A 16,354-nucleotide genomic window follows, 5' to 3' on the forward strand; every position below is an offset into this window, starting at 1 on the left:
TCGACTTTATAATTTTTAAAATTTAAAGAGTTTAAACTTTCGCTGATTAAAAAACCAAAAAAAATCTTATAGGTTTGCCATTACTTTTATAAAATTGTAAATCGTCTGCATGACAAACTCTATGGTAATCATCTTGATAATTTTCAATATCAACTTTTAGCTTTTCTAAATACTGAGTTGATAAATCAAATTTATGATAATCAGAAGAATTCTTATAATTTTTTAGAATTGGTTCAAATATCATTAGTTAATTAACGTGAGTTCGATTAATTTAAGGCTATAAATCAGACAATTACATCTTTTTGTTAGCAAATTTTGTCATTTCGAACGAAGAATGAGGAGAAATCTCATCCTACTGAGATGTCTCGTCGCTCATGCTTCGCTCTATCGACATGACAAATGATTAAATATCTGTATTTTATATATATTTAAGGAGGCTTATCACATATTCCGCCTATATTGTCCACCAACTTCAAACAAAGCATCGGTTATTTGTCCTAAAGAACAGTATTTAGTAACTTCCATCAAACTGTCAAACATATTGTCATTTTTGATAGCGGTCTTCTTCAAATTGTCCAACAAATCTTCTGCCCTATCTTGATAGGTTTTATGCAGATTTTTCAAGTTGTTAATTTGATATTCTTTTTCATCTTCCGTTGCACGAATGACTTCTCTTGGCTTAACCGTTGGCGAACCTTTGCTACTCAAGAACGTATTGACGCCAATGATAGGAAATTTACCGTTATGCTTAAGCGTTTCATAATACAAACTTTCTTCTTGAATTTTACTGCGTTGATACATCGTTTCCATGGCACCTAAAACGCCACCGCGTTCAGTCAATCTATCAAATTCAAGCAATACGGCTTCTTCTACCAAGTCTGTTAATTCTTCAATGATAAACGAACCTTGAATCGGGTTTTCATTTTTGGCTAAACCTAATTCTTTATTGATAATCAATTGAATCGCCATCGCACGTCTTACTGACTCTTCGGTTGGTGTGGTTATAGCTTCATCATAGGCATTGGTGTGCAATGAATTGCAATTATCATAAATGGCATAAAGAGCTTGAAGTGTGGTTCTGATATCATTAAAATCTATTTCCTGAACGTGCAGTGAACGACCAGAAGTTTGGATGTGGTATTTCAACATCTGTGCTCGTGGATTGGCTTTGTATTTTTCTTTCATCGCTTTAGCCCATATTCTACGTGCAACACGACCTATAACTGCGTATTCTGGATCAATACCATTGGAAAAAAAGAACGATAAATTCGGTCCAAATTTATTGATATCCATTCCACGACTCAAGTAATATTCCACATAGGTAAATCCGTTAGACAAGGTTAAAGCCAATTGAGTAATCGGATTGGCACCAGCTTCAGCTATGTGATAACCCGAAATTGAAACCGAATAGAAATTTCTAACTTTATTTCTGATAAACGATTCTTGCACATCACCCATTAAACGCAAAGCAAATTCGGTTGAAAAAATACAAGTGTTTTGAGCTTGGTCTTCTTTGAGTATATCAGCTTGAACCGTTCCACGAACCACAGAAATAGTGTCTTGTTTTATCTTTTCATACACATCTTTCGGCAATACCATATCGCCAGTAACGCCAAGTAGCATCAAACCTAAACCGTCGTTGCCTTCTGGCAAAAGCCCATTTTGCTTCTTATCAAAGGGAAGAAACGCTTTACCATTTTTGCAAATATATCTTGGAATCGAAGTCTTCTTATCCTTGTAAATTGTCTCGATTTTGGCTTCAACTTCTTTTTCTAAACCATTCTCTTTGATATATTTTTCACACTGTTGGTCAATAGCTGCATTCATAAAAAAGCCAAGTAGCATTGGTGCTGGACCGTTAATCGTCATACTTACTGAAGTCATCGGGTCAGCCAAATCAAATCCTGAATAGAGTTTTTTGGCATCGTCTAAACAACAAATCGACACGCCAGCATTGCCTATTTTCCCATAAATATCTGGTCTGTAATCTGGGTCGCTACCGTAAAGTGTTACCGAATCAAATGCTGTTGAAAGGCGTTTTGCAGGCAAGCCGAGACTGACATAGTGAAATCTTCTATTGGTACGTTCTGGTCCGCCTTCGCCAGCAAACATTCGGGTTGGGTCTTCGCCTGTTCGTTTAAATGGATATAAACCTGCGGTGTAAGGAAATTGCCCTGGCACGTTTTCTTGTAGCATCCATTTGAGCAAATCGCCCCAAGCTTGATATTTTGGCAAAGCAACTTTTGGTATTTTTAGGTGAGATAAAGATTCGGTATGGGTTTCGATTTTAATTTCTTTGTCTCTGACTTTAAAACTATAAACCTCATCGTTATATCGTTGTTGAACTTTATCCCAATTTAAAATTTTTTCCCAATGATAAGGATTTAAGTCCATTTTCACTTTATCAAATTCGCTTTTTAAAAGCTTGATAAACTCTTTATTTTCTTTGGTGATATAAGATTGTAAATCGTCTTCATCAATACCATTTGAATCCAATTTTAAAGATGAAGCCTCAGCTGTTGAAACCAAAGTAGTGTATATACCAAAAAGCCGTTGAGCAACTTTCACTTGGTTTTCAACATCGTCGTCATAAGCACGATTGTTTTCAGCAATTTCAGATAAATATCTTGTTCGTTTTGGTGGAATGATATAGATTTTTTCAGACATTTCATCTGAAATTTCAAAATTGCTTGTTAGCTGAGATGAAGTTTTTTCTTCCATACAATCCATGATTTTTTTGTATAGAATATTCATACCAGGATCGTTGAATTGAGATGCAATGGTGCCGTAAACGGGAAGTGAATCTAAATCCGCATCCCAAAGGTTGTGATTGCGTTGGTATTGTTTTTTGACGTCTCGTAGAGCATCTTTTGCTCCGCGTTTGTCAAATTTGTTAATCGCAACCAAATCTGCAAAATCTAGCATATCTATTTTTTCAAGTTGTGTGGCAGACCCAAATTCTGGCGTCATCACATAAAGCGAAACATCGCAATGATCGAGAATTTCGGTATCACTTTGCCCAATACCAGAAGTTTCGAGAATAATCATATCAAATTGAGCCGCTTTAAGCACTTCAACAGCATCTTGAACATATTTAGACAATGCTAAGTTGGATTGCCTTGTTGCTAAAGACCGCATATAAACACGAGGTGAATTGATAGCATTCATCCGAATTCTGTCGCCGAGTAAAGCACCACCTGTTTTACGTTTAGATGGGTCAACAGAAATGATGCCTAAAGTTTTATCATCAAAATCCACTAAAAACCGACGAACCAATTCATCGACCAAAGAAGATTTTCCAGAACCGCCTGTTCCAGTGATGCCCAAAATAGGAACTGATGCCCCATTGGAAGCCCCATCTAAATCTTCCCTCGAGGGAAAGACTTTTTTATAATCTTTCTGGTTATTTTCGGCTAATGATATTAGCCTTGAAATGGTAGTCACTTCTTTTTTCTTTAAAGAATTTAAAACTTGGTTTGAAGACATTTTTTTCAACTGAGAAGCGTCATAATTAGCAGGTAAGGCTTTCTCTCCTTTAGGGAGATCAAGTGGGGTTTCAGAAGCTTTCACCAAATCATTAATCATCCCCTGCAAACCCATTTCCCGACCGTCGTCTGGTGAATAAATTCGAGTAATGCCGTAGTCCATAAGTTCTTTGATTTCTTCCTCAAGAATGACACCGCCACCACCACCAAAAATCTTGATATGGGATGCTCCTTTCTCTTGAAGTAAATCATACATGTATTTAAAATACTCGTTGTGACCGCCTTGATAGGATGTCATAGCTATAGCATTGGCATCTTCTTGAATGGCACAATTCACTACTTCATCAACACTTCTATCGTGGCTAAGATGAATCACTTCTACACCTGTGGATTGAATAATGCGACGCATAATGTTGATTGCAAGATCGTGACCATCAAACAATGAAGCGACTGTAACGATTCTTACATTATGTTTAGGTTTGTAAATTTTAGTCTGTTGCATAGTCAATTATAGATTTTATCAAAAAACGTTTGTAAATTTAAGAATTTACAAATAATATGCGTCTTATATAAGCTAAAAGTAAGATTCTTTTAAAAATAAATCACCTGAATTTATATAGGCAATTCATTTCAGGCTTATAAGGGAGTCAAATAGTGGTTTTTTACTAAAATTATGGATTTGTGATTTCATATAAAATCATCAATAATATATACACCACCGATCTACTTTTTTTATTTGCATATCATCTAAATATTTCTGAATATCAGAAACGATATCTTTTGAACATTTAACAACCAAGAGTCCTTTGTTATATTCTAAAAAATCAATCAGCTTTTTAAAATCATTATCATTTTCTAAATTCCAATAATAGTTTTGATAATTTGTATCTTTTTCAAACCTAACTTCTCTTTTGGTGTCGTATCTATCAAGATGTATTTGTATAGTTTTTTCGTGCAAATAAAATGGCATTGATGAAAGTCTCTTGTCAAAAACGGCAACTTTGTGCTTTCCTGCTTTGTTTTCTAAATCCCTTATTTCTTTAGCCAAAGACTTTGTGCTATTGATTAAGTTTGGATTTTGATTACCTACAACTCTAAAGGTAACCAATATCATCATAATAAACAAGAAACTTAAACTCATCAATTTTGAATATTGAGATTTAATTAGGTTTAAATTTGAATAGATTATGGTCGCCACAAAAAACAGGAGTAAAAAAATAAAATAAAGAGATTTGATTTTTAATAAACTCAAAAAATAAGCCACAGTAAAACCTACAAAAAGAATTACAAATAATACCTTATAGGTTTTGATAAAATACTTAATAAATTTATTTTTTGAATGGTAAATCAAATAACTTGATAGTATTGCTAAATATATAAATATGGGCAAAATATATAACACCCGTTTTGAGCTAAACAATGAAAAACAAAGTAAAACAACACCCAAATTGATCAATAAAAATTTTACTTTAGGATTAATTGAAAAGTTCTTTTTAAAATAATCTATAACTTGAAAGATTAAAAATATTACCCAAGGAAAACCTAAAGCAGGAATCAAAACCAAAAAATACCAAAACGGCTTGTCTCGATTAAACGTTTCAGCATTTAAAGCTCTTTCAATGGTATGTTTTTTGAAAAAATAGTCCCATAATTCTGGGGTTTCTTTTACAACTATTGCAAACCAGGATACAGAAATTCCCAAAAAAATCAAAACAGATAAAAAAAGGTGATAATTAAACTTGAATTTTTTCTTAAAAATAATAAAATAAGTTATTACAAACACCACAAATGGCAACAACACAACAGGACCTTTAGTCAAAAAACCTAAACCCAAAGCCACTGCAGAAAGATAGAGACCGTATATTTTATGCTTCTGTTTATACAACAGCCAAAAATAAATACCGATTATTTCAAATGTTGTTAAAAAAGCATCTGTAGTAAGATTATTGGTTGATATTAAAATAATTGGAAAAGAAAAATAAATAATGGCTGAAAAAAATGAAATCTTAATATTGTCAAACAAAACTTGAGCAATTTTATACATAAAAAATATTTGTAACACCAATGCAATTTGAAGAAAAAACCTTGCTCCAAATTCATTTATACCAAATATTTTGTAACCAAGTGCAACTAAATAATAGGTTAATGGTGGCTTGTGATAATGTTTTATTTCCAACAACTCTGGATGTATATAATCATGATTTATAAGTATTTCTCTACCAATTTCGGCATATCGAGCTTCACTGCTTTCTGTAAGGCTATACGAGCCCAAAACCAACAATGACATCAAGAAAATTAAACTAAGTAAAACATATATTTTGTTGGGTGAAGATATTTTTAGTGCCATAATCTAATAAGCAGTAGTATTAAAAAAGGAGTTTCAAAATTATTATTATGTGTATAATTTAGTGGTTGCTAAATCATAAAACGAATTAAAAAAACATTTCTTATTTATTTTGCCAAAACTTTTTTTTAACACAAACCATCACACTTTGACTTAACAACTTAATATATTTATTTGATTATCAATGTATTAAAACATATAAAATAAGAATTAAATATCATTTTATTTCTTTAAATAGATTTATTTTAACGTGAGTTATATTTATTTAAAGCTGTAAATCAGATGATTACATATTTTTGTATGCAAATTTTGTCATTTCGAACGAAGAATGAGGAGAAATCTCATCCTACTGAGATGTCTCGTCGCTCATGCTTTGCTCTTTCGACATGACAAATGATTAAATATCTTTATTTTATATGAAAATATTTTATTGGAATTTATAACGAACTCACGTTATTTTAATTTTTTTTTCAAAAAGAATTTACCAATAAACTCTTAGACAACTATCTACCATATTTTTAATTTTAATTGTGCTTTTTTTTAATTGAATTAACATTTTTTTTTGAAATATTTACTTAAATTAGACAACCAAAAAAATAAAATTTATGGCATAAAACTACTTAACCTTAAAATTTAAACATCATGGCAAGAGCAATGTTTGAATATACAAAGGAAGTTTTGAGAAAAGTTTCTTTTGATGCCAAATTGTTTTGTAGAGAAGTAGAAAAAGCCGTCAAAAGACTTTTACCTCATGAAATTGAAGAACTTAGAATTTTTATCAATTCCCTGATTTTTCAAAACCCTGAACTCAATCGATGTCAGGTTTATCTGAATCCTTAATTTTTCATTTTATCAACCGCCTTTTGGGGCGGTTTTTTTTATTATTACTCATCCTTCAAAGTTTTAATATAAGTATTTTTTATGTCTTTAGCATAACTTACTTTTGCTTTAAAATTAGTAAACTATGAAAAACATATTGGCTTTTGCAGGGTCAAACAGCTCAACATCAATCAATTTTAAATTGGTTTCTTATGTTGCTTCTCAAATCAGTGATCACAAGGTCGAATTAATCGATTTAAAAGATTTCGATATTCCCATGTATAGTGCAGATGTAGAAGAAAAACAAGGCTTTCCTAAATCTATTAAAAAACTCAACAAACACATTCAAAATGCTGATGCTTTGTTGATTTCAGTCAATGAACACAACGGTGGTTTATCGGCTTTTTTTAAAAATTGTATAGATTGGTTATCAAGACATGATAGAGATTTTTTAAAAAACAAAAAGGTATTCATCATCAGCACTTCTTCTGGTCGAGGTGGAGCAAAAATGGCTAATGATTACACCGTTGATATCTTGCCACGTTTTGGTGCTGAAGTTGTATCAAATTTTGCTCTAACTTCATTTAATCACAGTTTTTCTGAAGAAGAAGGCATTACAGATAAAGCACAAAATGAAGAATTTAAAAAAGCTTTAAATACTTTTATTAAAGAAATTGATTAGTCTTTGAGAACTTCACATAAATTTTCACCACGAGATATTGAAGCTTTTAAAAATCAGCTTTTTCATTGGTCGGCTCAATTTGAAGATATTGTTTGGCTTAACTCCAATAAAGATGCAAATGCTGACTACGATGCCATTTTAGCCATAGAAGCTTTTACGGCAATTAAAACTGATTATACTCAGGCTTTAGACGCTTTAGAAGAATATCAACAACAAACCCAAGATTGGATTTTTGGTTATTTGAGTTATGATATCAAAAATGGTATAGAAGATTTAAAATCTAAAAATGATGATGGTTTAGAGTTTCCAGATTTGTATTTTTTTCAACCGCAGAAATTGTTTTTAATTAAGGATAATTGCGTTGAATGTCTGTATTTGAATATGCTTGCTGATGAAATAGAAGACGACCTTAAATCTATTGAAAATCAAGATGTTTTATCAAGTAACAATGCATTCCAAAACACCAACCTAATCCCGAAAATTTCAAAAACAACCTATCTTTCAAAAGTAGAAGAGGTGTTAAAACACATTCAACGTGGAGATATTTACGAGATGAATTTTTGCCAAGAGTTTTTTGCAGAAAACCATCAATTGAATCCACAGAATTGTTTTCAAAACTTAAACGACATTTCACAACCTCCTTTTGCTTGTTTTTTTAAACATGAACATCAGTTTGCTTTAGGTGCAAGTCCAGAGCGGTTTTTGAAAAAATCTAATCAACAGCTCGTTTCTCAGCCCATAAAAGGAACGGCGAAGCGACATAAAGACTCCGAAATAGACAAAAACTACAAACTCAAACTCCAAAAAGACCCAAAAGAGATTGCTGAAAATGTGATGATTGTGGATTTGGTACGCAATGATTTGTCTAAAATTGCTAAAAAAAATAGCGTAAAAGTTGATGACCTTTGCAAAATTTACAGTTTCAAGCAAGTTCATCAAATGATTTCCACAATTTCAGCTGAACTCAAACCTGAAATCGGTTTAAAAGATATTTTGAAAGCCACATTTCCGATGGGCAGTATGACAGGAGCACCAAAAGTCTCAGCTATGCAAATTATAGAAAATTTAGAATCGACCAAACGTGGTTTATACAGTGGTTGCATTGGCTACATTACTCCCGAATTTGATTTTGATTTTAATGTGGTCATCCGGAGTATTTTACACAATTCTTTAAAAAAATATACCAGCTTGATGGTTGGTAGTGCCATAACACATCAATCTATTCCTGAAAATGAATATGAGGAATGTTTGGTTAAAGCTAAAGCTTTGATGGAAGTGTTAAAAAACGGGCAAGTATCTTAGAATTTTTTTCACGCTAAGACGCCAAGACGCTAAGGATTTTGGTTAGTTTTGTATTTTAAGTCCATAACCACTTTTAATTCAATGCAAAGTTCATTTCAAAAACAAATTCAATACCTTGTTCCTGAAGCAGAAAACAAAAGGTTTTTAATTGCTGCGAGTGGTGGTTTAGACTCGACGGTTTTGATTCACTTGTGTCATGTTTTAGGTTTGAAGTTTGGCATTTGTCATGTCAATTTTAAACTGCGTGGAAAAGAAAGTGATGCAGACCAAAAGTTTTTAGAAAATTTAGCTCAAGCATTAAGCCGACCCATTTTTGTTTTAGAAAAAAATGCGAAAGATTACGCCAAGTCTCATCAACTTTCTACACAAGAAGTCGCTAGAGAAATTCGATATCGATGGTTTGAAGATTGTTTAGAAAAAGAAAATTATGATATTGTTATGACCGCACATCACGCCGATGATGATTTAGAAACCTATTTGATCAACTCCTTTCGTGGCACGGGAATTAAAGGTTTAACGGGAATTTCTAAAAAGCGAAATAATATAATAAGACCTCTGCTTGAGTTTACAAGACAAGATATTTTAAATTATGCTCATTCAAAAAACCTAAAATGGCGAGAAGACCAAAGCAATGCGTCTGACAACTATCTTCGCAATGTGATTCGGCACCATTTGATTCCTTTTTTTGAAAAACATGATGATAATTTACACGCCCGTTTTAAAACCACACAAAGCAATATTAAACGTCAACATGAATTGCTTGATGATTATTTGAATATTGCTTTTAAACAAATAGTTAAACAAACAGAAGACTCGTATCAATTTGACATCAAAGCTTTAGAAACCTTTTCAAATCCTAAAAACTTATTGATTGAATTATTAAAAGATTTTGGGTTCACAGATTGGGATAGCATTTACAATTTAACAACAGCTCAAGTCGGTAAATTTGTCAAGTCACCGAGCCATAAATTGGTTAAAGAACGTGGATTTTTAGAACTTTTTGTTTTAAATAAAGTTGATAAAGACCCCATTACAATTAATTTAGAAAATCTTCCTAAAACCATAGCATTTTCAGAAGGAAAACTGCGATTTGAAATCACTGACAATTTTGATAAAGCCAACCCAAATATTGCTTTTATTTCTAAAGATTTACTTAAAACTGAACTTTTGCTTCGTCCATATAAAATAGGTGACTATTTTTGTCCGTTAGGCATGCAAGGAAAGCGAAAATTAAGCGACTTTCTGAAAGATGAAAAACTAAGCACTAAAGAAAAGGCTCAAATTTGGGTGCTTTGCCACAATCAAGACATCATTTGGGTAGTTAATCAAAGAATTGACGACCGCTATAAAATTACTGATAAGACAACACAATGTTTAAAAATAACCTATTTCAAATAAGCTTTTTATTATTCAGCTTTATTTTATTGAGTTTTAATACAACTGCCCAAATCAATTTTGGCTCGCAAAATCAAGTTTTAGAACCCATTGAATGGAAAGCCAATGTCACAAAATCTGACAGCCTTTTTACTTTAGCATTTATCGCTGAATTAGAAGAAGGCTGGCACTTGCCGTCAATGAGAGCTTTAGGTGAAGATGTCATTGGTCCAATTCCAACCGAATTTACCTTTAAAAATCAAAAGCACTATCAGTTGGTTGGTACAACCTATGAACCCGAAGGTATAGAAGCTTATGATGAAACTTTTGAAACCGATTTAAAATATTTTGAAGAGAAAGTTGCTTTTACCCAAAAGGTTGAAATAACTTCGTTTGACCAACCTATTGAAGTAGATGTTATGTATTCGGTTTGTGATGATAAGCGTTGCTTGCCACCAGAAACACATACCTTCAGGTTACAAATTAATCCTGATGGTTCATTTCAAAATTTAGGTCAAGATTTGGAAGTTGATGAAACAGATGTCAACTTGACTAATTCCTTAAAGTTAGATATAAAAAACCCAGAATTGATCAGCTCAACCAATGAAGAACAATCGTATATGATGCTGTTTTTTCTTGGATTTATCGGTGGACTTTTAGCTTTGTTGACACCTTGTGTATTTCCTATGATTCCGCTCACGGTTTCATTTTTCACCAAAGGTGCACGAACCCCGAAGATTGGTAAAATCAATGCCATACTTTATGGATTATTCATTTTTGGAATATATCTTTTACTAAGCTTGCCTTTTCATTTATTAGACAGTGTCAATCCAGAGATTTTAAACAACATTTCTACCAACACAGTTTTAAACATCATCTTTTTTATCATTTTTATGGCTTTTGCTTTTTCGTTTTTTGGTTATTACGAAATCACATTACCACAATCTTGGAGTAATCGTATGGATCAAAAAGCCATGAGTTTTGGTGGTATTGTAGGCATATTTTTTATGGCATTGACTTTAGCTATTGTCTCTTTTTCTTGTACTGGACCAATTCTTGGTTCGTTGCTTGGTGGCTCCTTAACTGCTGATGGTGGTGCTATTCAATTGAGCTTTGGTATGGGCGGTTTTGGTTTGGCTCTTGCTTTACCCTTTGCTTTATTTGCTTTGTTTCCTAACTGGTTAAAGGCGATGCCACAAAGTGGTGGTTGGCTGAATACCGTTAAAGTCGTTTTAGGCTTTTTGGAAGTTGGTCTGGCATTCAAATTTCTATCCAACGCCGATTTGGTTGAAAACTGGGGTTTGCTGAAACGTGAAATATTTATTGCCATTTGGATCATTGTTGGTATTGCTATGGTGCTTTATCTCTTAGGTAAAATCAAATTTCCGCACGATGCTAAAACCATCAAACTGAGTAAAGGTAGAATTTTTACATCGCTGATTATTATAGCGTTTGTGATTTATCTCGTCCCAGGATTAACTCAGTCGTCTTATGCTAATCTGAAACTCTTAAGTGGTTTTCCGCCACCATTAAATTACAGCTTGTACGACAAAGATAGTTCAGGTCCATTAGGTTTAACCGCCTATAAAGATTTTGACAAAGGACTCGCTCACGCCAAAGCTTCAGGAAAACCTATATTGATAGATTTTACAGGAATGGCCTGTGTAAATTGTCGTAAAATGGAAGAGCAAGTATGGAGCGAACCCCAAGTTTTGGAGACATTACAAAACGATGTGATTTTGATTTCGCTTTATGTCGATAAACGCACTGAATTGCCAAAAGATGAGCAGTTTAACTATAAAAAGCAAAACGGAACCATTAAAACCATTAAAACCATTGGCGACAAATGGGCGACGTTTCAAACGGTGAATTTTAAAAATAATTCTCAGCCCTATTATGTATTAATGGACAGCGATTTGAATTTACTCAATCAACCCACTGGCTATGAGCCTGATGCAGATGTGTTTTTGGAGTGGTTGGAAAATGGGATTCAGGCTGAAAATTAAATAATAGACAAATTGATAAAAAGAAATTGTGCTTGAAATATTTTTTTTATCATAATTTGGTTTTGTGATATTTTGTATATTTATTTATATACAAATTTTTAAAAATTTATCTTACCCCACAAACTTTTTGCTTGACCCCTTTTTTCCAACCATTGGCACTTGCAGACCGTTGCCAGAATTATGGTTCTCCAGTTAAAACAACTTTAAACCTTTTGATTAGTATTAAAAGTATCGCCCTATCCATTGACATTTTGGAATGCCGCTGACTGAGGTAACAGACACTTTATCTGGAAATGATGCCACCCCATTTATATTTGATTTATAAATATGTTCAATCTTGTATTCAATAAAATTAAAGCCTGCTTTTAGGTTTAAATTATATTGGTAGGTGATTTGTGCATTACCGGTGTCGAGCATCCGTGTTTGGGTACAATGGGTGTTGTATTGAAAATCTGAAGCCACATAAATGAGCTTAAAGAACGAACCTAAAACTGGATTGATATAAAACGGATCATCAACCCATGCTATTAAGTCTTCATCTGAAACGGCATAAATAGTGCCTACAAAACGGTCTTTATCGGTCCAAAGTGATATGATCCCCGACTCACGTGACAAGATATCGTCCTTTTCTTCAACAATGGCTCCATCCTTATCGCATTGCGAAGATATAGCGTCCTGAATTTTTGAGGATTCGATAGATGTATTTTCAAGCACTTTGGGAAAATCAAAATTGATGTCTCCCGATTTAGACATGGTTCCAATTTTCACGGGCGTACTCATCCCCATAGGAATCACCGTAACATTAACGTTCAAACTGCCAAATGGGTAATTCTCTATTTTTGGTTCGGAACTTGCAGGTTTAACCTTTTTCTTCACCTTTATATTTTCTTCCTCTTTAATATTTTCTTCCTCTTTTTTTGCTTTTTTCTCATATTCTGCCAGGTCATTTATTATTCGTTGCACCTCTTTTTCCAGCTCTTTATACTCAGGCGTATTCATAATACTATCTTGCATTTTTTTTGCTTTTTCTATCTCTTTATTTGCTTTTTCTAATGCTTGTTCTATCATTTTTTGCTGTTCTGGCGTTTGCGAAAAGCCCACATAGGAAGTAACAAGCAAAAGAATAACAATAATTTTTAGATTTTTTTTCATAGGTATATATTTATTGATTATTAAAAAGTCTGATGTAATTAGCATATTTTCAATGGTGTTAGTGATTATTTTTTAAGTCATGTTTATGTCATTATATATCGTCATTATAATCCAATGCTTATTCGTGTATCGATTGGTAATGACACACTTTTTAAAGGCGTATAGGTGAATTTTAAATTTAACGGGGTAGAAAGTAGCTTCTCGGGTATCTCGAAATTTAATTTACCTTCTTCCATGTAGATATACCCCAAATTTTTAATCATGTTCCCGGAGTTGTCCACCATGTCTATTTCTTTTACTGCTACCCCTATATCTGAGTTTTGCAGGGAATAGCCAATATTTCTTTCATTATTTCCATCAGAAGAACGCGATCCATTTTTAACGATAGTAATAGGCTTGCCTTGCCAGTTGGCAACTTCATTCTCTGGTGTGAAATTTTGAATAATTGTGCTTTGATCTGGGGCTGATGCATCTTCAGCGAAGTATGCAATAACTGCTTTTATATGCAACTCTTTAGCTTTTTCGGCTGGCAATACTGAACTGGAAAGCAGTAGTTTAAAACCAATAGCATCATTTAAAGCCCGCGTGTTTGCAAGATCAATTATGTTTTTGTTACTTACATAAAAATCGCTATACCCAGTTTCTTGCTGTTGTTTTTCATACTCAGAAATGGTCTTTTGATGTGCTTTTAAAATATCAGTTCCTAAATCATCTTCAAATAGGAGCATTTTCGTTTGAGTAGTATCAAGACTAATAAATTTGTTTTGCTCTTCAATCCAGAATTCTAATTTAAGACCTGTATTCGGGAAGGTTTCTCCGGGAATTTCTTTTTCGATTTCCAGTTTTACAGGAATTACGTTTTGAGCTATAGCAAAATGCCCCATGCTATACAATGCCAATACTATAATTATTTTTATTTTCATCTGTTTATATTTATTGTTTAAAGAGGTCAGATGGAACACCCTGAATAACTATTCTCTTGTGTGCTAATGCAATTCTCATGGGTGTTTCATTTTATAAAATTTTATTGATCACTGTTTTTGTGGTTTTAGTTTTTAATGAATTTGAGGGTTTGTTTTTCGTTATTTTCAGAAATAATATTTAAAAAATAGAGCCCTTTGGATAGGTTTGAAACATCTAACGATGTGGCTGACGCATTGCTGTTTTGCAGTAAAACTTGTTGTCCTAATTGGTTAATTACTTGCAGTTGATGATTCGCAGATAAGGGAGTCTTAAAAAACAACGTATTGGTAATGGGATTCGGATAGATTGAATTATTAAATATTGCTTTATCTACAACGCCTAAAGTGGCATCAAAAGACCATAATTCAAATCCTTCAGAAGTTGATTCTTTTGTAAAAAGTAATTTATTATTTAAAAAGCTGACGACGCTTATTAATGGTAAATCTGATTCTGATATATCAAACAAAGATATTGTACCTGAAGCTGTTCCGTTACTTTCCCATAGCGATCTTCCAGTTCCATCATCTCCTGTGAAATAAAATTTATTTAATTCAGGAATAGGATATGTGGAATATATTGAACCATCATATCCAGGGTGAATATCTATGACAAATTGTGTGCCTAATTCAGTTCCATCTGTCTTCCATATTTCGGTTCCTGGAAATTTACTCACTTGAAAAATCAACTCGTTATTTAATTCAAAGAAGTAACTAGAGAGCTAGAAGTAGTCCCAGGTATTATATCTTTAAGCATTTGTGTTCCCGAATATGTACCATCAGTAGTCCATAATTCAGTACCGTAAACCGTAGAATAAGCATTAAAATATAACTTATTATTAAATACTTTTGAATTAATGACAGAAACATTGCCAACAGGTAAATTGTCATAATATATTAGTGTTCCTGCAACTGTTCCATCAGATTTCCATAAAGATTGTTCCCCTGAATAGTTATAAGCGGTAAAACATATTTCAGAATTAATAATTCCAAAATTTCCTATTCTGTATGAAGGTGTGTTGTAAAGTGATTTTACTTTTACTGTTCCAGAACTGGTTCCATCTGTTTTCCATAAATAAAATCCTGAACCATCATCAGCGGTAAAAAATATTTCATTGCCGTTTGGCCCAACCATAAGATTAGAAGTATTAGAAGAATAATACGAAAATGGCATAAAACTTTTAACTAAAACGGTACCATTTTCTGTTCCATCAGTTTTCCAAAGTTCACTTAAATTATTAGATGCAGAGTTAGCAACAAAATACAATTCATTCATAAAAACAACTCCCGAACCAACACCACCTATTGAGTTTCCTGATCCAGGATTAATATCTTTTACCCGTTGAGTTCCTTGTTCTGTTCCATCTGTCCTCCAAAGTTCTGAACCAGTTACACCATCATCCGCACCAAAATATACAATACCATTCATTTCTTTAAAACCTCCAGGATTACTGCCATATAATAATCCCGGACTTATTTCTTTAACTAGAGCTGTTCCGTTTAATGTTCCATCTGTTTTCCATAATTCTTTATTGTTGTTAGCGTCTTGAGCAGAAAACAGGAGTTCGTTATTATATTTAAAAAATCCTGAAGGATTACTGCTTCCTGATCCAGGATAAATATCTTTAAGTAAAGTTGCTTGGGAAAAGCTTAACTCGAAAATTAAAAAAAATAGAACATGTATGCCTGTTTTTGAGTCTAATGTTGTTTTCATAATCATGGTTTTTAATTAAATAATTGAAATAGTTTTTCTGTGATTTCTGTATAAAGATCTTGGTTAAAAAAAGCGATGTAGCCATAAATAAAACTTACCGATGTTATTACAACTGCTAAGACAATACCGTCTTTTCGTCCCGGTTCTAAAACTGCCATTTTTGGTTTATTTGGATTGTAAAAAACCTCAACTTGTTGTCCTGGCGAATACTTGCTTCTAAACTCTCTAATGTGTTTTAACCTGTACTGTTTTGAGTTTGAAAAAAATATTCGTTGGTTTTTATAAACAGTACCTTATACTTGATATCCGTATTCAAAAATCATTTTTTTTGCATTATTATAACTTTTAATGCTTTCTATAGTTCCTTTTGCTTTGGTCCATAGTTTCGATTGATTTGCCAAATACCAGGCGTATATCGAGTTAATTAAAACCGATACCATAGCTACCAATAAAATGAGACCTAATATTTGCCTTTGGTCAAGTTCTGAAATGTATGTTGTCATTCTTTTTTATAATT

Annotated in this window: 14 protein-coding genes; 5 read left to right on the forward strand and 9 right to left on the reverse strand. The window is 32.8% G+C overall.

The features are described from left to right. Positions 1-46 precede the first annotated feature (46 nt). The 3 genes from IGB25_RS06110 to IGB25_RS06120 form a co-directional block, all read right to left on the reverse strand. Positions 47-244 (reverse strand): hypothetical protein, encoded by a 198-nt coding sequence (locus IGB25_RS06110; protein ID WP_211066607.1) that lies wholly within the window; start codon positions 242-244, stop codon positions 47-49. 197 nt (positions 245-441) lie between these two features. Further along, complete coding sequence (locus IGB25_RS06115; protein WP_211066608.1) at positions 442-3,987, reverse strand: methylmalonyl-CoA mutase family protein; 3,546 nt, start codon at positions 3,985-3,987, stop codon at positions 442-444. A gap of 198 nt (positions 3,988-4,185) precedes the next feature. Beyond that, the gene (locus tag IGB25_RS06120) at positions 4,186-5,832 is read right to left on the reverse strand and encodes a glycosyltransferase family 39 protein (RefSeq protein WP_211066609.1); all 1,647 of its coding nucleotides are present in this window, start codon (positions 5,830-5,832) and stop codon (positions 4,186-4,188) included. A gap of 639 nt (positions 5,833-6,471) precedes the next feature. Here IGB25_RS06120 and IGB25_RS06125 point away from each other — a divergent pair. The 5 genes from IGB25_RS06125 to IGB25_RS06145 all read left to right on the forward strand — a co-directional run bounded on the left by IGB25_RS06125 (position 6,472) and on the right by IGB25_RS06145 (position 12,012). Next, on the forward strand, positions 6,472-6,669 hold the full coding sequence (locus IGB25_RS06125; protein ID WP_211066610.1) for a hypothetical protein: 198 nt from the start codon (positions 6,472-6,474) through the stop codon (positions 6,667-6,669). Positions 6,670-6,793: 124 nt separating this feature from the next. Next, positions 6,794-7,330, forward strand: coding sequence for an NADPH-dependent FMN reductase (locus IGB25_RS06130; protein WP_211066611.1), 537 nt, complete (start codon positions 6,794-6,796; stop codon positions 7,328-7,330). Positions 7,331-7,333: 3 nt separating this feature from the next. Next, positions 7,334-8,632, forward strand: a complete 1,299-nt coding sequence (locus IGB25_RS06135; RefSeq protein WP_211066612.1) for an anthranilate synthase component I family protein — start codon at positions 7,334-7,336, stop codon at positions 8,630-8,632. Between the two features lie 81 nt (positions 8,633-8,713). Further along, on the forward strand, positions 8,714-10,030 hold the full coding sequence (gene tilS, locus IGB25_RS06140; RefSeq protein ID WP_211066613.1) for a tRNA lysidine(34) synthetase TilS: 1,317 nt from the start codon (positions 8,714-8,716) through the stop codon (positions 10,028-10,030). Next, entirely contained in the window at positions 10,003-12,012 is a 2,010-nt protein-coding gene (locus IGB25_RS06145) for a cytochrome c biogenesis protein CcdA (RefSeq protein ID WP_211066614.1), read from the forward strand. Before tilS ends, IGB25_RS06145 begins: the two co-directional genes overlap by 28 nt. Before the next feature lie 222 nt (positions 12,013-12,234). Here the strand turns inward: IGB25_RS06145 and IGB25_RS06150 are convergent, their stop codons facing one another. From IGB25_RS06150 to IGB25_RS06175, 6 genes are all read right to left on the reverse strand, one after another. Continuing rightward, a complete protein-coding gene (locus IGB25_RS06150) occupies positions 12,235-13,164 on the reverse strand; it encodes a hypothetical protein (protein WP_211066615.1) in 930 nt (309 codons plus the stop codon). 104 nt (positions 13,165-13,268) lie between these two features. Then, positions 13,269-14,087, reverse strand: a complete 819-nt coding sequence (locus IGB25_RS06155; RefSeq protein ID WP_211066616.1) for a hypothetical protein — start codon at positions 14,085-14,087, stop codon at positions 13,269-13,271. Positions 14,088-14,212: 125 nt separating this feature from the next. Continuing rightward, positions 14,213-14,800, reverse strand: a complete 588-nt coding sequence (locus IGB25_RS06160; protein WP_211066617.1) for a T9SS type A sorting domain-containing protein — start codon at positions 14,798-14,800, stop codon at positions 14,213-14,215. Positions 14,801-14,820: 20 nt separating this feature from the next. Further along, complete coding sequence (locus tag IGB25_RS06165) at positions 14,821-15,837, reverse strand: ELWxxDGT repeat protein (RefSeq protein WP_211066618.1); 1,017 nt, start codon at positions 15,835-15,837, stop codon at positions 14,821-14,823. Between the two features lie 11 nt (positions 15,838-15,848). Further along, positions 15,849-16,106, reverse strand: a complete 258-nt coding sequence (locus IGB25_RS06170; protein WP_211066867.1) for a DUF3592 domain-containing protein — start codon at positions 16,104-16,106, stop codon at positions 15,849-15,851. Positions 16,107-16,130: 24 nt separating this feature from the next. After that, complete coding sequence (locus IGB25_RS06175; RefSeq protein ID WP_211066619.1) at positions 16,131-16,340, reverse strand: hypothetical protein; 210 nt, start codon at positions 16,338-16,340, stop codon at positions 16,131-16,133. Between the last annotated feature and the right edge of the window lie 14 nt (positions 16,341-16,354).

Source organism: Flavobacterium sp. CS20, assembly GCF_018080005.1.
Taxonomy (GTDB): Bacteria; Bacteroidota; Bacteroidia; order Flavobacteriales; family Flavobacteriaceae; genus Psychroflexus.